Annotated in this window: 17 protein-coding genes and 2 tRNA genes; 5 read left to right on the top strand and 14 right to left on the bottom strand. The window is 70.8% G+C overall.

Annotated features, from left to right (window positions below; translation table 11 throughout):
* Positions 1-17: 17 nt before the first annotated feature.
* Positions 18-797 (bottom strand): class E sortase, encoded by a 780-nt coding sequence (locus AB0D44_RS01070; protein WP_362582513.1) that lies wholly within the window; start codon positions 795-797, stop codon positions 18-20.
* Positions 769-1,542, bottom strand: a complete 774-nt coding sequence (locus AB0D44_RS01065) for a DUF881 domain-containing protein (RefSeq protein ID WP_362582510.1) — start codon at positions 1,540-1,542, stop codon at positions 769-771. Before AB0D44_RS01065 ends, AB0D44_RS01070 begins: the two co-directional genes overlap by 29 nt.
* A gap of 91 nt (positions 1,543-1,633) precedes the next feature.
* Between AB0D44_RS01065 and crgA the strand changes: the two genes are divergently transcribed.
* Positions 1,634-1,888 carry a cell division protein CrgA gene (gene crgA, locus AB0D44_RS01060; protein WP_257555397.1) on the top strand — a complete coding sequence of 85 codons (255 nt, stop codon included), beginning with the start codon at positions 1,634-1,636 and terminating at the stop codon, positions 1,886-1,888.
* Between the two features lie 115 nt (positions 1,889-2,003).
* Here the strand turns inward: crgA and AB0D44_RS01055 are convergent, their stop codons facing one another.
* Together AB0D44_RS01055 and AB0D44_RS01050 are read right to left on the bottom strand one after the other, a co-directional pair.
* Positions 2,004-2,879 (bottom strand): rhomboid family intramembrane serine protease, encoded by an 876-nt coding sequence (locus AB0D44_RS01055; RefSeq protein WP_362582507.1) that lies wholly within the window; start codon positions 2,877-2,879, stop codon positions 2,004-2,006.
* A 167-nt stretch (positions 2,880-3,046) separates the two neighbouring features.
* Complete coding sequence (locus AB0D44_RS01050) at positions 3,047-3,574, bottom strand: peptidylprolyl isomerase (protein ID WP_362582845.1); 528 nt, start codon at positions 3,572-3,574, stop codon at positions 3,047-3,049.
* A 175-nt stretch (positions 3,575-3,749) separates the two neighbouring features.
* Between AB0D44_RS01050 and AB0D44_RS01045 the strand changes: the two genes are divergently transcribed.
* A complete protein-coding gene (locus AB0D44_RS01045; RefSeq protein ID WP_362582504.1) occupies positions 3,750-4,442 on the top strand; it encodes a DUF5324 family protein in 693 nt (230 codons plus the stop codon).
* A gap of 96 nt (positions 4,443-4,538) precedes the next feature.
* Here AB0D44_RS01045 and AB0D44_RS01040 read toward each other — a convergent pair whose 3' ends face one another.
* Positions 4,539-5,090, bottom strand: a complete 552-nt coding sequence (locus AB0D44_RS01040) for a LysM domain-containing protein (RefSeq protein ID WP_362582501.1) — start codon at positions 5,088-5,090, stop codon at positions 4,539-4,541.
* Positions 5,091-5,243: 153 nt separating this feature from the next.
* Between AB0D44_RS01040 and AB0D44_RS01035 the strand changes: the two genes are divergently transcribed.
* Positions 5,244-5,768: a GNAT family N-acetyltransferase gene (locus AB0D44_RS01035; protein WP_362582498.1), complete on the top strand. Its 525-nt coding sequence runs from the start codon at positions 5,244-5,246 to the stop codon at positions 5,766-5,768.
* A 72-nt stretch (positions 5,769-5,840) separates the two neighbouring features.
* Here the strand turns inward: AB0D44_RS01035 and AB0D44_RS01030 are convergent.
* Positions 5,841-5,913: transfer RNA gene (locus AB0D44_RS01030), tRNA-Ala, on the bottom strand.
* 161 nt (positions 5,914-6,074) lie between these two features.
* Between AB0D44_RS01030 and AB0D44_RS01025 the strand changes: the two genes are divergently transcribed.
* Together AB0D44_RS01025 and AB0D44_RS01020 are read left to right on the top strand one after the other, a co-directional pair.
* Entirely contained in the window at positions 6,075-6,623 is a 549-nt protein-coding gene (locus AB0D44_RS01025; protein WP_362582495.1) for a DNA-binding protein, read from the top strand.
* A 52-nt stretch (positions 6,624-6,675) separates the two neighbouring features.
* A complete protein-coding gene (locus tag AB0D44_RS01020) occupies positions 6,676-7,998 on the top strand; it encodes a serine/threonine-protein kinase (protein WP_362582492.1) in 1,323 nt (440 codons plus the stop codon).
* Here AB0D44_RS01020 and AB0D44_RS01015 read toward each other — a convergent pair.
* From AB0D44_RS01015 to recF, 8 genes are all read right to left on the bottom strand, one after another.
* The gene (locus AB0D44_RS01015) at positions 7,985-9,307 is read right to left on the bottom strand and encodes a hypothetical protein (protein WP_362582489.1); all 1,323 of its coding nucleotides are present in this window, start codon (positions 9,305-9,307) and stop codon (positions 7,985-7,987) included. The genes AB0D44_RS01020 and AB0D44_RS01015 overlap by 14 nt on opposite strands.
* 122 nt (positions 9,308-9,429) lie before the next feature.
* Positions 9,430-9,564 (bottom strand): DLW-39 family protein, encoded by a 135-nt coding sequence (locus AB0D44_RS01010; RefSeq protein WP_208809277.1) that lies wholly within the window; start codon positions 9,562-9,564, stop codon positions 9,430-9,432.
* A gap of 145 nt (positions 9,565-9,709) precedes the next feature.
* Positions 9,710-9,783 (bottom strand) — tRNA-Ile (locus AB0D44_RS01005).
* Positions 9,784-9,866: 83 nt separating this feature from the next.
* Entirely contained in the window at positions 9,867-10,496 is a 630-nt protein-coding gene (locus AB0D44_RS01000) for a DUF3566 domain-containing protein (protein WP_362582485.1), read from the bottom strand.
* 3 nt (positions 10,497-10,499) lie between these two features.
* Positions 10,500-13,112, bottom strand: coding sequence for a DNA gyrase subunit A (gyrA, locus tag AB0D44_RS00995; RefSeq protein WP_362582482.1), 2,613 nt, complete (start codon positions 13,110-13,112; stop codon positions 10,500-10,502).
* A gap of 41 nt (positions 13,113-13,153) precedes the next feature.
* Positions 13,154-15,175: a DNA topoisomerase (ATP-hydrolyzing) subunit B gene (gene gyrB, locus AB0D44_RS00990; RefSeq protein ID WP_362582843.1), complete on the bottom strand. Its 2,022-nt coding sequence runs from the start codon at positions 15,173-15,175 to the stop codon at positions 13,154-13,156.
* Between the two features lie 554 nt (positions 15,176-15,729).
* A complete protein-coding gene (locus tag AB0D44_RS00985) occupies positions 15,730-16,269 on the bottom strand; it encodes a DUF721 domain-containing protein (RefSeq protein WP_362582479.1) in 540 nt (179 codons plus the stop codon).
* Positions 16,266-17,402 carry a DNA replication/repair protein RecF gene (recF, locus tag AB0D44_RS00980; RefSeq protein WP_362582476.1) on the bottom strand — a complete coding sequence of 379 codons (1,137 nt, stop codon included), beginning with the start codon at positions 17,400-17,402 and terminating at the stop codon, positions 16,266-16,268. The genes AB0D44_RS00985 and recF overlap by 4 nt, the downstream gene beginning before the upstream one ends.
* Positions 17,403-17,475: the final 73 nt, after the last annotated feature.

Raw genomic sequence — 17,475 nt, 5'->3', positions numbered from 1 at the left:
GCGGCCCGGCAGGTGGGTCAGCTCGGCAAACCCTCCGGGCGGCCCTGGCCCACGGGGCGGGTGGCGGTCAGTTCCGCCCAGACGACCAACCGGTGGCTGTGGCCCCACTCGGGATCGCAGGTCGTCAGCGTCAGGTACCGGCCGGGCGTGGTGAAGGGCGACTTCCGGGGGACCGGGTCGACCACCGCGATGTCGGTGGGCAGGGTGCGCAGCGGCCCGCCGCGCACCGTGTACGTGTACCAGGCGGTCGCGTCCTTGAGGATGACGGCGTCCCCCGGACGCAGCCGGGGGAAGTCCTTGAAGGGGTCCCCGTACGTGCGCCGGTGGCCCGCCACCGAGAAGTTCCCGGTGGCGCCGAGTGCGGCGGTGCCGGGGTAGTGGCCCAGGCCCTTCTTCAGCACTTCGGTACCGGTGCCCTCCAGGACGGGTTTGTTCCAGTCCTTGCCGAAGCGCGGGACGTACATCTCCGCGAAGGCCTGGCCCGCAGGAGGCCGGACCGGCCCGGCGGCGGGCGCGGCCTGCGGGGCAGACGCCGCCGGTGCGGGCGCGGGCTGCGGGGCCGCCGGTGCGGGCGCGGGCTCCGCCGCCGCGGCCGCCGCCCAGTCGTCGCGCAGCCGGCTCATCTCGCCCTCCATGGCCCGGTCGGCCTTGACCCCGGTCCACAGCAGGACGTAGGCGACGAAGAGCACGATGAGGGTGCCCGCCGTCAGGCACACCTCGCTGAACGTCCGTACCACCAGACGCAGTACGACGTCGGGCCGCCATGCCTCAGGACGAGGCCTCCACCGGCTTCGCATAGTGGAGGTCCACTGTGCCGGAGTAGCCGGGAAGTGTCAGCGCCCTGTGCTCGTCCACTTTCCAGCCGAGACCGTAGGCGTTCACGTACAGCTGGTAGTTCTGCAGGGCCGGCGAGGCGGCGAGGGCCTTGCGCAGCGCGCCCGGGTCGCCGACCGCCGACACCTTGTAGGGCGGTGAGTACACCCGGCCCTGGAGGATCAGGGTGTTGCCGACGCAGCGGACCGCGCTGGTGGAGATGAGCCGCTGGTCCATGACCTGGATGCCCTGCGCGCCGCCCTGCCAGAGGGCGTTCACGACGGCCTGCAGGTCCTGCTGGTGGATCACCAGGTCGTTGGGCTGAGGCTCGGGGACGTTGGGGATGCGGGCGGTGGCGTTCGGCGGGGCGTCGTTGAGGGTGACGCTCAGTCCCTTGCCGGTCAGCTCCTCGGTGCCCGAGGCCACGCGCAGGGCGGCCAGCTTGGCGTCCTCGGCCTTGGTGCTGCCGTCGTCCCGCTCGGCGAGGGCGTCGACACGGCGGCGCACCGGTCCCAGGCTCTCCTCCAGCGCCGCGTTGCTCTGACTGCGTTCCTCGATGAGGTCAGACAGCTTCAGGAGCGATGCGTCGGTCCGGATGTTCGTACCCTTGGATGTGTTGAAACTGGTGACGAAGAGCAGCCCGGCCAGGGCGAAGACGGCGGCGGTCAGCAGCCCGACGGGTCTGGCCCGGCGACGGGGACCCGCGGAGGAGTCGTCGGAATTGCTCAACGTACCCTTCTCCTTCAACGCCACAGGTCCACTACGCTAACGGACGCCCGGGGCAGGCAAGGTCCCCAGCGCATCGACAGGAGAGCCCCTCGTGCCGAAGTCACGTATCCGCAAGAAGGACGACTACACGCCGCCGCCGACGCGGCAGCCGCAGGCCATCAGGCTGACCAACCGCAGCTGGGTCGCCCCGGTCATGCTGGCACTCTTCCTGATCGGACTCGCGTGGATCGTCGTCTTCTACGTGACCGAGACCCAGCTGCCGATCGAATCGCTGGGCAATTGGAACATCGTGGTCGGTTTCGGCTTCATCGCGGCGGGATTCGGCGTCTCCACGCAGTGGAAGTAGCACCAAACCTTCCCTGAGGAAAGCTCTCCCCATGAGTTATCCACAGCGTCATCCACACCTGAGGAAAAGACAGAAGATCTGTGGATAACCCTGTGGAGAGTTGACGCCGGTGTGATCAGGTGAGTTCCGCGGTCCGGAGCAGGACCACGGCTGCCGCCAGCAGGAACACCACCGTGCAGGTACCCCATTGGATCAGCGCGCGGTTCCTGCCGGCGGTGGGGCCGAGCATGCCCAGGCCCACCAGCGCCCCGGTGACCAGGCCTCCCACGTGGGCCTGCCAGGACACGTTGATGCTGCCGCCGATCGGCACGAAGGTCAGGAACAGCATCAGCACGACCATCACGATCACCGGCCGCATCTCGTAGCGCAGCCGGCGGGCGAGGACGACGGTGGCGCCGAGCAGGCCGAACACGGCGCCGGACGCGCCGAGGGTCGGGGTGTTCGGCGCCGTCAGCAGATAGACGAGGGCGCTGCCGCCGAGCCCCGAGAGCAGGTAGACGGCGAGATAGCGGGAGCGGCCCAGCGCCGCTTCCAGCGGGCCGCCGATCACCCACAGGCCGATCATGTTGCTGAGGATGTGCCACCACTCGACGTGCAGGAACACCGAGGTCAGCAGCCGGTGGTACTGGCCGGTGGAAACGCCCTCGACGGGGGCGCCGAAGAACTCCACGTACCGGCCGAGCAACTCCAGCTGCACCACCAGCGCCGGCGCCGCCAGGCCCGCGAGGAACACGGCCGCGTTGAGGCCCATCAGGACCTTGGTGACCAGCTGGGGGTCGGCGGCCACCACCCCGCCCGCCAGGGTGCGCGGCGCGTTCGCGGTCGGGCGGTGGCCGGTGCCGGAGCCCGCACGGACGCATTCGGGGCACTGGAAGCCGACCGAGGCGCTGATCATGCACTCGGGGCAGATGGGACGCTCGCAGCGGGTGCAGCTGATCCCCGTGTCGCGGTCCGGGTGGCGGTAGCAGCCCGGCAGACGTTCGGTGTCCATCGGTCCCCTCGATCGGCGGCGGGGCATGGGGGACGCCCCGCCGGCCTTGGACGACCCGCGATGCGTACGCATGCAGGACGGACGGGCGGGGCGGAAAGGTTCCCGGCGGCCCCGCGCACGGGCCCGCACCCCGCGCGCGGGTTGGGCGGGCCGGGCGGGGGCGTCGATCAGCGCTTCTCGATGGCGACCGACTTGATGATCACGTCGTCCAGCGGGCGCTCGGTGCGCGCGTTGGTGGGGAGCGCGGCGATCTTGTCGACGACGCTCTGGCTGGCCTTGTCGGCGATCTCGCCGAAGATGGTGTGCTTGCGGGTCAGCCAGGCGGTGGGCGCGACCGTGATGAAGAACTGCGAGCCGTTGGTGCCGGGCCCGGCGTTGGCCATCGCGAGCAGGTAGGGCTTGGTGAAGGCCAGGTCGGGGTGGAACTCGTCGGCGAACTGGTAGCCCGGCCCCCCGGTGCCGTTCCCCAGCGGGTCGCCGCCCTGGATCATGAAGCCGCTGATGACACGGTGGAAGACGGTGCCGTCGTACAGCGGGTCCGTGGTCTTCTGGCCGTCGGTGGGACGGGTCCACTCACGGGCGCCGGTGGCGAGCTCGACGAAGTTCCGGACGGTCTTCGGAGCGAAGTTCGGCAGCAGCTCGATCTCGATGTCGCCGTGGCTGGTCTTCAGGGTGGCGTAGAGCTTCTCGGCCACAGATCTGCCTTCCATAGTCATCACTGTCGGTTCCGATCCTCCCACGGAGGGAAGCTGCGCACGGAAATGCTCCACCCGTATGCCCTGTCGCGCATGCCCGGTCGCGTCGTGCGAGGCATGATCCGACAAAGGGTGGAAAGGTGAACTGTGTCCGCCACCGAGAAGGAGGAATCCTGTGACCCGCAAGGACAGCGTGCTCGCGGCAGCGGAAAGCGCCAGGGAAACCGTGCGGCACGCGTCGGAAGTGGTGGCACCGTACGCAGGGACCGCCAAAGACGCCATGGCGCACTACGCGCACGAGGCGAACCAGGTGCTCGCGCCGAAGGTGTCGCACGCGGCCAACGAGGCAGCACGGCAGACGCGGATCGCGTATGACGCCCATCTGCACCCGCGGATGAGGGCGGCGCGCGCACACGTGCCGCCGAACGTGGACCGCGCGGCCACGAAGGCCGTGAAGCAGACCCGCCGGGCGGCGCGCCAGGCGGCCGAGTACACGCAGCCGCGGCTCGAGAGCGCGATCGCGGCCGCCACTCCGGTGGCCGAAGAGGCCGCCTCGCGGTCGGCCGCGGCGTTCGCGGCCCTGCGCGGCCAGGTGACGCCGCAGGAGATCCAGCGGCTCGCACGGCGCCACGAACGGCGGGCGCGCTGCGGCCGGGCGCTGCGCGGGATCGCCGTCGTGGGCGTCGTGGCGGGCGCAGCGTTCGCGGCGTGGAAGTGGTGGGACCAGCAGTCGAACCCGGACTGGCTCGTGGAACCGCCGGCCGCCACGGAGGTGCCGGCGGCTGACGCGGAGCCGACGGGCTTCGACGAGGAGCTGGCGGCGAAGGAGCGCGAAGGCGGCCCGGCGGGCGAGGACAAGCAGACCTGACCGCGGGAGAACGGCACAGCGGCACGGCGAAGGGCCCGGATCCCTCGGATCCGGGCCCTTCGCCGTGCCTGCGCGGTCAGTGGGGACCCTGCGGGGTCAGTGGGGGAGCGTCAGCACCATGCCCGGGCGGATGAGGTCGGGGTTGGAGCCGACGACCCCCCGGTTCATGGCGTAGAGCTCGCGCCAGCGGGCCTCGTTGCCCAGCTCGCGGCGGGCGATCGCGGAGAGCGAGTCGCCGGGCCTGACCGTGTAGGTGCGCTTCTTGGCCATGGGCGCCGGCTTGGGCGCCGGCTTGGGTGCCGCCGGGACCGCCTTGTGCGCGGCCGAGCCGGGGGTGGGGGTGTGCGCGGCGCCCGGCGCCGCCGCGGCCGCCGGCCCGGGCTTGGGCATCGCGGCCGGCTTGGGCGGTGCGGGTACGGCCTTGTGCGCGGCCGAGGCGGGGGTCGGGGTCGCGGGGGCGGGCGTGGACCTGGGCGGCGCGGCGGCGGCCATCCGGTCGGCGGCGGCCCGGGTGACCGACGCGGCGTCGGCCGCCTGGCTCGTGGCGGGGCCCGCCGCCGGGGCCTGCTGCTGGACCTGCTCCTTCGCCTTCTCGGCGGCCTCGTGTGCCTTCTTCTTGTCGGATTTCAGAAAGTCGAAGAGTCCCATGTGCGTACGCCTCCGGCGTGGTCTTTCCCCCTGGGCGGCGCCCTGAGGGCACGATGCCTGTCCCCACTGTCGGACACGGGGCGCAGGGCGGCCCCGTGACGGGGCCATCCGGGGGACCCGGCCGGCCCGGGCCCGGCTGGTAGCGTCCGGAGCATGTTCGAGCTGATCGCGCCCACCCCCCGGCTGCACTCCTCGTGGCTCGCGGCCCGTGCGGAGTGGGGCGACGACGCGCACATGGACGGGGCCGGCCTCGGCTCGGACGACGAGGTGGACACCCCGGAGGGCTTCGCGGCCTGGGTGGAGGGGCTGCACCGCCACGCGGACCGTACGCTGCCGGTCGAGCAGGGCCGGGTGCACGCGACGTACTGGTGGATCGCCGAGGGCGACACCTACCTGGGCGCCATCGACCTGCGCCACCACCTCAACGCGTTCCTCCTCGACGCCGGCGGCCACATCGGCTACAGCGTGCGCCCCTCGGCGCGGGGGCGCGGGCTGGCCGGGCGGGCCCTGGAAGCGGTGCTCCACGAGGCGCGGATCATGGGGATGGACCGGGTCCTGCTGACCTGCGATCCCGGCAACACCGCCTCGGTGCGGACCATCGAGCGGGGCGGGGGCGTCCTCGAAGACGTCCGCGACACCTTGATCGGCCCCAAGCGCCGCTACTGGATCACCCTGTAGCCCTTCGGGGAACGAGATTCGAAAAAAGACCCCCCTTGACCGCGTTGTCGCAGGTCAAGGGGGGTCTGTACGTGGAGCCTAGGAGATTCGAACTCCTGACATCTGCCTTGCAAAGGCAGCGCTCTACCAACTGAGCTAAGGCCCCATGGGTCGGGGCACGCCTCTCCCCTTGCGGGGAGCGGGTGTTCCGCAGAACAGAGTACCGGGTGTACCCCCTCATCTCGCAAAATGATAGGGACTCCCGCCCTGCGACCACGCTCCGTAAGATGCTCGCGAGGTTCGCACCAGCGAAGGGGAGTAGGAAGAGTGGACGCAGTACAGCAAGAGGCCACGGCCAGAGCCAGAGAGCTCCAGCGCAGTTGGTACGGGGAGCCGCTCGGAGCCCTCTTCCGCCGGCTCATAGATGACCTCGGGCTGAACCAGGCTCGCCTCGCTGCCGTCCTCGGACTGTCCGCGCCCATGCTGTCCCAGCTGATGAGCGGCCAGCGCGCCAAGATCGGCAACCCTGCCGTGGTGCAGCGCGTCCAGGCCCTGCAGGACCTCGCCGGCCAGGTGGCCGACGGGAGCGTCAGTGCGGCCGAGGCCACCGACCGGATGGACGAGATCAAGAAGACCCAGGGCGGCTCGGTCCTCAGCAACAGCGGCCAGACCCCCGTCAGTTCGGGTGCGCCCACCGTCAAGCGCGTCGTGCGTGAGATCCAGTCGCTGCTGCGCTCGGTCTCCGCGGCGGGCGACATCATCGACGCCGCGGCCACGCTCGCCCCCAGCCACCCGGAACTGGCAGAGTTCCTCCGGGTGTACGGCGCGGGCCGCACCGCCGACGCGGTGGCCCATTACGAGGCCCACCAGAACTGACCCGCACGCGGGCGGGCAGGGCGACTACAGGTGACGGGGGACGGGCACAGCGATGGGTGAGGTCTTCGCCGGTCGGTACGAGTTGATCGATCCGATCGGGCGCGGGGGCGCGGGCGCCGTGTGGCGCGCCTGGGACCACCGGCGGCGCCGGTACGTCGCCGCGAAGGTGCTCCTTCAGAGCGACGCCCACACGCTGCTGCGGTTCGTACGGGAACAGGCCCTGCGGATCGATCACCCGCACGTACTGGCCCCGGCCAGCTGGGCGGCCGACGACGACAAGGTCCTGTTCACGATGGACCTGGTCAGCGGCGGCTCCCTCGGCCACGTGATCGGGGACTACGGTCCCCTCCCGCCCCGGTTCGTGTGCACCCTGCTCGACCAGCTCCTGTCGGGGCTGGCAGCGGTGCACGCGGAGGGCGTCGTCCACCGCGACATCAAACCGGCCAACATCCTGATGGAGGCCACCGGAACCGGGCGGCCGCACCTGCGGCTGTCCGACTTCGGCATCTCCATGCGCAAGGGTGAGCCCCGCCTTACCGAGACCAACTACGTGGTCGGTACTCCGGGTTATTTCGCCCCCGAACAACTGCTGGGCGCCGAGCCCGACTTCCCGGCCGACCTCTTCGCCGTCGGCCTGGTCGCCCTCTACCTGCTGCAGGGGCGCAAGCCCGACTCCCAGGCCCTGGTCGAGCACTTCCTCGCGCACGGCACCCCCGGCGCGCCACAAGGCGTTCCCGCGCCGCTGTGGGACGTCGTCGCCACGCTGCTGCAGCCGGACCCGCACAGCCGCTTCAAGACGGCCACCGGGGCGCGCAAGGCCCTTGCCGAGGCCGTGGAGCTGCTGGCGCCGCCCGCGCCGGACGAGGTCGCGGTGGAGGTGTTCGACCAACTCGGCCCGCTGCCCGCCGGTTTCGGACCCCAGGGCCCTTCGGCCGCGGCGGCGGGCACGGAAACGGGCACGGAAACGGGCGCGCAGACACCCGCGCCGACCACCGCGCAGGCCCCCGCGGCCGCCGCGGCCGTGACCGGGCCCACGGCCCCGTACGCGGCGCAGGCTCCCTACGCGGCGCAGGCCCCGTCGCCGAACTCGCCGGCCCCCTCGCCGTACGGGCCCCCGCAGGCCTCCCCGTACGCGACCCCGGCCACGGTGGCGGAGGCCACCCGCACCGGCCCGGGCGGCACCGGGCAGACCGTCCCCGCGTACGGGCCTGTGGAAACCGGGAGCTTCCACCTCGCGCCGCCCACGGCCCCGCCCGCCGCTCCCGCCCGGGCCGGCGGCCCCATCGCCCAGCCCCCGGCCGCCGTGAAGGCCGGGATCCTCGCCGCGGCGCTGCTCTGCTTCGCCGTCGGCGTGTGGGCCCTCACCCAGCTGTAGCGGAGCCCCGGCGGGCGAGCAGGATCCAGCCGCCCAGAGCCAGCAGCAGCAGCGTTCCGGTGCCGAACCCGGCGCCCGCCACCACCCGCATCACCGAGCCGTTCCTGGCGGCGTCGGCGGCCTCGGGGGCGGTGAGCCCCTCCTTGGCGGCGGCCCGGTCCTCGGCCCCCACCCCGAATCCGCCGGCGGCCAGGCCCTGCGCGTAGGCCGGAGCCTTGGCCGGGGCGCCGCTCACGTCGGTGCGCAGGGTCAGCGGCACGGGCGTCGCGTCCTCGGTGAACTCGGCGACCTTCCCGCCCATGGTGACGGCGATGTAGTACCAGCCGGCGATCCCCACGGACCGGACGTCCGTGTCGCCCGAGAAGCGGTTCTCGTAGGTGACGGGAGGGGTCTTCTCCAACGTGACCCCGGCCTGCTTGCCGTCGTAGGAGGCGTCCTCGTACGAGACCAGGCTCCGGTAGGGGCTGTAGAGCGAGACGGTGAGCCCGTTGGAGGCCGAGGTGAACTGCTTGGTCAGCTTGGCGGCGGACAGTTCGGCGCTGAGGCCCAGCTGCTGTCCCCAGTCCAGCGGCACCCGGTAGAAGCGCGTCTGTCCGGGCCGCAGTTCGTCGCGCCACACCCCGCCGCCCAGGGCGCGGGCGTCGTTGAAGCCCGTCCCGCCGGTACGGGGCACCGCCTCGGTGCCCGGCAGGGACGGGGCGCCCGAGGGCCAGCTGCCGGGGGCCGCCGTGGGCCCCCCGGCGCCGCGGCCGGGCTCGCGCTGCACCTTGAGCTCCATCGGCCAGGGGCCCTGGTCGGAGCCCTTGGCGGAGGTACGGGTCACCTTCACGTAGTAGACCCCGCCCGGCGCGCAGTCGAGGTCCTCCGCGCCCCAGCGGACGCCGGCGGCGCTGATGGGCACCGGGTCGTAGCCGAAGCTCGCCCGGCCCACGCTGTGCGGGCAGGACCGTCCGGCCGTGGTCATGAGCTCGACCTCGATGCCGTCGCTGCCCGAGACCTTGGCGGTCGGTCCGGGCCGGACCACGGCGGAGACGTAGACGTTCGACTGGTCCTTCTCCAGGACGAGCCGGTAGACGCGCTCTCCGGGGGAGATCTCGTCCTCGTAGACGTTCCCCGCCTCGATGAGCGGGGCGTCCGCCGTGGAGGGCTTGCCCGCCACGGCCTTGGCGCCGTCCGCCGCGCGGTACGTCGGGACCGGCTGCGGCGCCGTCCCCTCCGCGTGGGCGGCCCCCGGCAGTGCCGCCGCCATGACCAGGGCCGCCGCCCCCGCCACGGCTCCCGTCCGCCTCGTCGTCCGTACCCGACCCATCACGCCCACCCCGAGTTTGCTAGCGCAAGCCAAATCTTTGCATAACGTAACTTTTTGTCACAGACCAGCACAAAGCCCCGGCCGCAGCGGCAGCCGGGGCTTCATGAGATCAGCCTTCGGTCTCACACACCGGAACCAGAGGGCACGGAGTCGGTTGCCTCCGTCCACAGGTCCTGCTCGGCGCGGTCCGCCTGGATCTGGCGGTACACGAGGAGCCCGCCGATGGCGGCCAGTGCGACCAGGAGCAGCTTCTTCACCGCGCGACCTCGTCTTTCGTTGACGTAGGGGACTTCTGGCAGCCAACAATACACACCGACCGATACCGATCGGTTACCTGGGAACCGGCCAACTGCCCCTACGACGAAGACCCCCAGGCCTGGGGCCTGGGGGTCTTCGACAGTGTGGGGCTAACAGGATTTGAACCTGTGGCCTCATCCTTATCAGGGATGCGCTCTAACCAACTGAGCTATAGCCCCATCCGCGCTGCGCGCTGACTCCTGAAGATTAGCGCACGGAGGCGGTAGCTCCAAAATCGGTACTCGGGAGGCGTCTGCGCAGGTCACTCGTCCTCGGCGAGCGTGAGCTCCACACCGCCGACGAAGCCCGCCGACAGGTTGTAGATGAACGCGCCCAGCGTCGCCAGCGCCGTCGCCAGCACGACGTCGATCACCGCGATGACCGACGTGAAGACCAGAACGCGCGGCAGCGACAGGAACGACTGCAGGTCGAAACCGTTGCTCTCGTTCGAGCCGGTCGCCTCGCTGATCGTGCCGCCGACGGTCGAGAAGACGCCCATCGCGTCCATGACCATCCACAGCACCGCCGCCGCCACGATCGTGCAGATGCCCAGCGCGATCGACAGCAGGAAGCTGACCTTCATCACCGACCACGGGTCGGCCTTGGCCACCCTCAGCCGCGCCTTGCGCGTCCTGGGCGCCATACGGGCCCCCGTACGCGGCTTGCGCTGCGCAGCGCCCGCACCGCCGGCGCGCGGCGCACCCGGGCCCGGGGGCGCCGTGTAGGCCTGCGGCGGGTGGTACGGCTGCGCGGGGGCCGCGCCGGCCTGCGCCTGCGGCTGCGGCTGCGGTCCTCGGGTATCCGTCACAGTCCCCCCTTGGGAGTCCGCGGCAGGGCCACGGGCACCGTTCTCTCCAGTCATGGCCGGTCCGGCGCCCGTGGCTCCACTCACGACTTACTCCTCGTGCTCCCCGGCCGAAGGCTGCGTGCCCCCGGCGGCCTCGGCGGCCTGTCCGTCGGCTGCCTCGGTCTCGGTCTCGATCTCGTCGCCCGCGACCTCGTCAGCTTCCTGACCGGCCTCGGCGTTGCGCGCGATGCCCACCACGGCATCCCGCTTGCCCAGGTTGATCAGCTGGACGCCCATGGTGTCACGGCCGGTCTCCCTGACTTCGTTGACGCGCGTACGAATCACACCACCGCCGAGCGTGATGGCGAGAATCTCGTCCGTTTCGTCCACCACGAGCGCCCCGACGAGCGACCCGCGGTCCTCCACGATCTTCGCGGCCTTGATGCCCAGACCGCCACGACCCTGGACGCGGTACTCGTCGACCGGCGTCCGCTTGGCGTAGCCGCCGTCGGTCGCGGTGAAGACGAACGTACCCGGCCTCACCACGCTCATGGACAGCAGTTCGTCACCTTCGCGGAAACTCATGCCCTTCACGCCCGACGTGGCGCGGCCCATCGGGCGCAGTGCGTCATCGGTCGCCGTGAAGCGGATCGACTGCGCCTTCTTGCTGATCAGCAGCAGGTCGTCCTCGGCGGACACCAGCTCCGCGCCGATCAGCTCGTCGTCGCTGCCGTCCTCCGTCTCCCGGAGGTTGATCGCGATGACACCACCCGAACGGGGCGAGTCGTAGTCCTTGAGCGCCGTCTTCTTCACCAGGCCGCCCTTGGTGGCCAGGATCAGGTACGGCGCCGCCTCGTAGTCGCGGATGGCGAGGATCTGCGCGATCTTCTCGTCCGGCTGGAAGGCCAGCAGGTTCGCCACGTGCTGCCCGCGCGCGTCCCGCCCGGCGTCCGGGAGCTCGTACGCCTTGGACCGGTAGACCCGGCCCTTGTTCGTGAAGAACAGCAGCCAGTGGTGCGTGGTGGAGACGAAGAAGTGGTCGACCAGGTCGTCCTGCTTCAGCTTCGTGCCGCGCACGCCCTTGCCGCCGCGCTTCTGCGAGCGGTAGTCCTCGGTCTTGGTGCGCTTGACGTAGCCGCCGTGCGTGATCGTGACGACGATGTCCTCTTCGGCGATCAGGTCCTCGATGGACATGTCACCGTCGAAGGGCACCAGCTTGGAACGCCGGTCGTCGCCGTACTTCTCCACGAGCGCCGCCAGCTCCTCGCTGACGATCGAGCGCTGCTTCTCCGGAGAGGCCAGGATCGCGTTGTACTCGTTGATCTTGGCCTGGAGCTCGTCGTGCTCGGCGACGATCTTCTGCCGCTCCAGCGCCGCCAGGCGCCGCAGCTGCATCTCGAGGATCGCGTTGGCCTGGATCTCATCGATCTCCAGCAGGCCCATCAGGCCCTCGCGCGCGATCTCGACGGTGTTGCTGCGCCGGATCAGCGCGATGACCTCGTCGATCGCGTCCAGCGCCTTGAGCAGGCCGCGCAGGATGTGCGCGCGCTCCTCCGCCTTGCGCAGGCGGAAGCGCGTACGGCGGACGATGACCTCGATCTGGTGCTGCACCCAGTGCCGGATGAACGCGTCGATCGACAGCGTGCGCGGCACGCCGTCCACCAGCGCCAGCATGTTCGCGCCGAAGTTCGTCTGCAGGTCGGTGTGCTTGTACAGGTTGTTCAGCACGACCTTGGCGACGGCGTCCCGCTTCAGGACGATCACCAGGCGCTGGCCGGTCCGCGAGGAGGTCTCGTCACGGACGTCGGCGATGCCGCCGATCTTCCCGTCCTTCACCAGGTCGGCGATCTTCTGCGCCAGGTTGTCGGGGTTGGTCTGGTACGGGAGCTCCGTCACCACCAGGCACTGGCGGTTCTGGATCTCCTCGACCTCCACCACCGCGCGCATCGTGATGGAGCCGCGCCCGGTCCGGTACGCCTCCTCGATGCCCTTGCGGCCCACGACCAGGGCTCCGGACGGGAAGTCCGGGCCCTTGATCCGCTCGAGGAGCGCGTCCAGCAGCTCCTCGTGCGTGGCCTCGGGGTGCTCCAGCGCCCACTGGGCGCCGGCCGCGACCTCGCGCAGGTTGTGCGGCGGGATGTTGGTGGCCATACCGACCGCGATGCCGGCGCTGCCGTTGACCAGCAGGTTCGGGAAGCGCGCCGGCAGGACCGTCGGCTCCTGGTTGCGGCCGTCGTAGTTGTCCGTGAAGTCGACGGTCTCCTCGTCGATGTCCCGGAGCATCTCCATGGCCAGCGGCATCAGCTTGCACTCGGTGTAGCGCATCGCGGCCGCCGGGTCGTTGCCCGGAGAGCCGAAGTTGCCGTTGCTGTCCACCAGCGGCATGCGCATCGACCACGGCTGGGCCAGGCGGACCAGGGCGTCGTAGATCGAGGAGTCACCGTGCGGGTGGTAGGTGCCCATGACGTCACCGACGACGCGGGCGCACTTGTAGAAGCCCTTCTCGGGCCGGTAGCCGCCGTCGTACATCGCGTACAGCACGCGGCGGTGGACCGGCTTGAGACCGTCCCGTACGTCGGGCAGCGCACGCGAGACGATGACGGACATCGCGTAGTCGAGGTAGGAGCGCTGCATCTCCGTCTCGAGCCCCACGGGCTCGATCCGCAGCACGGGCTGGTCCTCCGCGGGCATCTCCGCGGTGGGGGTGGTTTCGTCGGCCATTGCTGGTCAGAAGTCCTTTCAGGCGGTCAGCTGAGACCGACTCAGATGTCGAGGAAGCGGACGTCCTTGGCGTTGCGCTGGATGAAGGAGCGCCGGGCCTCGACGTCCTCACCCATCAGCACCGAGAACAGGTCGTCGGCCTGCGCCGCGTCGTCGAGGGTGACCTGGCCGAGCACGCGGTGGTCCACGTCCATGGTCGTGACGCGCAGCTCCTCGGCGTTCATCTCGCCCAGACCCTTGAAGCGCTGGATCGAGTCTTCCTTGATCCGCTTGCCGTTCTGCTTGCCGAGCTCGACCAGGGCGTCGCGCTCACGGTCCGAGTACGCGTACTCGAAGTCGTCCCGGCCCCACTTGATCTTGTACAGCGGCGGGCGGGACAGGTACACGTGGCCGGCCTCGACCAGCGGCCGCATGAAGCGGAACAGGAAGGTCAGCAGCAGGGTGTTGATGTGCTGGCCGTCGACGTCGGCGTCCGCCATCAGAATGATCTTGTGGTAGCGGAGCTTCTCGATGTCGAAGTCCTCGTGCACACCCGTGCCGAAGGCACTGATCAGCGCCTGGACCTCGGTGTTCTGCAGGATCTTGTCGATCCGGGCCTTCTCGACGTTCAGGATCTTGCCGCGGATCGGCAGGATGGCCTGGTACATCGGGTTGCGGCCGGACTTCGCACTGCCGCCGGCGGAGTCGCCCTCGACGATGAAGATCTCGCACTTCGTCGGGTCGTTCGACTGGCAGTCCGACAGCTTGCCCGGCAGCGAGGCGCTCTCCAGCAGGCCCTTGCGACGGGTCAGGTCACGGGCCTTGCGGGCCGCCACGCGCGCCGTGGCCGCCTGGATCGACTTGCGGACGATGTCCGCCGCCTCGACCGGGTTGCGGTCGAACCAGTCGTTGAGGTGCTCGTGCACGACCTTCTGCACGAAGGTCTTCGCCTCCGTGTTGCCCAGCTTGGTCTTGGTCTGGCCCTCGAACTGCGGCTCGCCCAGCTTGATCGAGATGATCGCCGTCAGACCCTCGCGGATGTCCTCGCCGGCGAGGTTGTCGTCCTTCTCCCGCAGCAGCTTCTTGTCGCGCGCGTAGCGGTTGACCAGACCCGTCAGCGCCGCACGGAAGCCCTCCTCGTGCGTACCGCCCTCGTGCGTGTGGATCGTGTTCGCGAAGGAGTAGACGCCCTCCGTGTACTGCGAGTTCCACTGCATCGCGATCTCGACCGAGAGCATCCGCTCCTTGTCCTCGGCCTCGACGTCGATGACGGTCGGGTGGATCATCTCGCCCTTGCGCGAGTTGAGGTACTTCACGAAGTCGACGATGCCGCCCTCGTAGTGGTACCTCACCGTGCGCGCCTCGGGCTCGGCCGCCTCCGCGTCCGGGTCGTCGGCGCCGACCGTGGCCTTCGCCGACTCGCGCTCGTCGGTCAGCGTCAGGGTCAGGCCCTTGTTCAGGAAGGCCATCTCCTGGAAGCGCCGCGAGAGCGTCTCGAAGGAGTAGTCGGTCGTCTCGAAGATGTCGGGGTCGGCCCAGAACGTCACGGTCGTGCCGTGATCGTCGGTCTCCTCGTTCTTCGCCAGCGGGGCCGTCGGAACGCCCAGCTTGTAGTCCTGGGTCCAGCGGTAGCCGTCGCGCTTGACCTCGACCGCGACCTTCGTCGACAGCGCGTTCACCACGGACACGCCCACGCCGTGCAGACCGCCGGAGACCGCGTAACCGCCGCCGCCGAACTTGCCGCCCGCGTGCAGGACCGTCAGGACGACCTCGACCGCGGGCTTGCCCTCGGACGGCACGATGTCGACCGGGATGCCTCGGCCGTTGTCGACCACGCGCACGCCGCCGTCGGCCAGGATCGTCACGTCGATCGTGTCCGCGTGCCCGGCCATGGCCTCGTCGACGGAGTTGTCCACGACCTCCTGGACGAGGTGGTGCAGGCCGCGCTCACCGGTCGAGCCGATGTACATACCCGGCCGCTTGCGAACCGCATCCAGGCCCTCGAGGACCTGGATGGCACTGGCGTCGTAATTCTTCTCGTTGGAGTCGCCGGAATCGGCCACGAAGCGCCCTTTCTGGCACAGCGCAGCCCGTACTCCGGACCAGCGTGTGCGCCGGAGGAGCGGCCGCGTCGATCTGCTTTGTCTGCGTGATCCCGCGATCGGGCGGGATTTACTCCAGTCTACCGGTACCACTGACATGAATGGGGGTTTGCCGGTACCTGAGTCCGCATGTGCCGCCCTGAACCTCTACCTTCCGACTCCCCATATCCGGGAAGGGGCTCAAAGAGGCTCACACGGGCATCCAGCGCTTCGGCCTGTCAACCTCCCACTACCGTGAGGGACACCACCCGGCTCCCGGCCCCGCCGGCATCCGCGGCAGCCCGGATCGATGACACCGGATCCAGGACCCGCGGCTGCGACGCCCGGGGTTCCGACGCTCCGCGTCACGACGCTCCGGCCTCCGGTGCCCCGGGTTCCGGTGCCCCGGGTTCCGGTGCCCTGGGTTCCGGTGCCCCGGCTCGGCGCCCGCCCGGCACCGCCTGGATCCAGCCCGTCTCTTTCGGATCCTGCTCCCGCAGCTACCGCCGGGAGGGCCCCCAGACCCGTGCCGCCCGGCAAGATCCGAAAGAGACGACCTAGCCGTACGTGTCCCCCGGCCCGGAACTCCCCGGCGCCCGCCACGGCCCGTACTGCCGGGGCCGCCCGCCGGGTCCCCGCACCTGGATCATCCGCACCGTGCCCTGACCCAGATCTGCGTTCAGCCGCGCGACCAGCTGCGGAGCCAGCAGCTTCAGCTGCGCCGCCCACGCCGAGGAATCGCAGCGGACCACCAGCTCACGGTCCTCGTACCGCTCCGGCACGCAGTGCGCCGCGATGTCCGGACCGACGATCTCCGGCCAGCGCTCCATCACGCCCGCCACCGCCATCGGCATCTCCCAGCCGCGCTCCGTGCGCAGCCGGTCCAGCGCCGCCATCAACGGCATCGGGTCCCGGCCGTCCGCACGGGCCCCGGACCGCAGCCCCGGACCCTGCTGCCGCTTCTTCCCGCCCGCCGCGTTGCCCCGGGCCCGCGCCTGCTCCCGCGCCGCGGCCAGCGCCTGCCGCGCCAAGTCCACTCCGGAGGGCTCCGGCACCTTGCGCGGCTCCGCGCCCCGCTCGCCGTCCCGATCGCTCACAGCCGGGTCACCTCACCGCCGGACACCCCGAACCGCGCCCCCACCAACACACCCGGAACGTCATCGTCCACCGCCGCCGTCACCAGCACCTGCTCACCCGGCGCCACCAGCTCGGCCAGCCGCTCGCGCCGCCGCGCGTCCAGCTCCGCGAACACGTCGTCCAGGATCAGCACCGGCTCCGCGCCCTCCGAGCGCAGCAGCTCGTAGGAGGCCAGCCGCAGGGCCAGCGCGTACGACCACGACTCCCCATGGCTCGCGTACCCCTTGGCCGGCAGCTCCCCCAGCCGCAGGAGCAGGTCGTCGCGGTGCGGACCGACCAGCGTCACGCCCCGCTCCATCTCCTGCTTGCGGACCTCCGACAGGGCCGCCAGCAGCACCTCGTAGAGCGCCTCGCGCCCGCGCGCCGAGCCGCTGTCCACCGGCTCGCCCGCCGAGGACCGGTACGAGAGCCCCAGCGGACCACCGCCGGGCGCCAGCTGCTCGTACGCCTTGTCCGCCAGCGGCAGCAGCGTCGCGATCAGGTCCAGCCGCTGCGCCAGCAGCTCCGCGCCCACCCGCGCCAGATGCTGGTCCCACACGTCCAGGGTCGACAGGTCCATGGACCGGCCGCCGTGCCGGCGTGCCATCGCCGCCGACTTCAGCAGGGTGTTGCGCTGCTTGAGCACCCGCTCGTAGTCCGAGCGGACCGCCGCCATCCGCGGGGAGCGCGCGGTGACCAGCTCGTCCAGGAACCGGCGCCGCTCGCCCGGGTCGCCCTTCACCAGGGCCAGGTCCTCCGGCGCGAACAGCACCGTCCGTACGATCCCCAGCACGTCCCGCGGCCTGACCTGCGAGGACCGGTTGATCCGGGCCCGGTTCGCCCGGCCCGGGTTCAGCTCCAGCTCGATCAGCTGCTGGCGCTCGCCCTGGGTGACGGCTGCGCGGATGATCGCCCGGTCCGCGCCCATCCGTACGAGCGGCGCGTCCGAGGAGACCCGGTGGCTGCCCAGTGTCGACAGGTAGCCGATCGCCTCGACCAGATTGGTCTTCCCCTGGCCGTTGGGCCCCACGAAAGCGGTGACGCCCGGGTCGAGGGGGACCTCGGCCCGGGCGTACGAGCGGAAGTCGGCCAGCGAGAGATGCGAAACGTGCATACGGCGCCGACCTCCCCCGGCTTCCTGCTGCTCTGTGTGGTGCTGGTGCCGTGCAGCCGCTGTGAGCCGCACG

The organism is Streptomyces sp. NPDC048349 (assembly GCF_040651925.1).
Lineage (GTDB): Bacteria > Actinomycetota > Actinomycetes > Streptomycetales > Streptomycetaceae > Streptomyces.
This window is presented reverse-complemented; position numbering and strand designations above follow the sequence as displayed.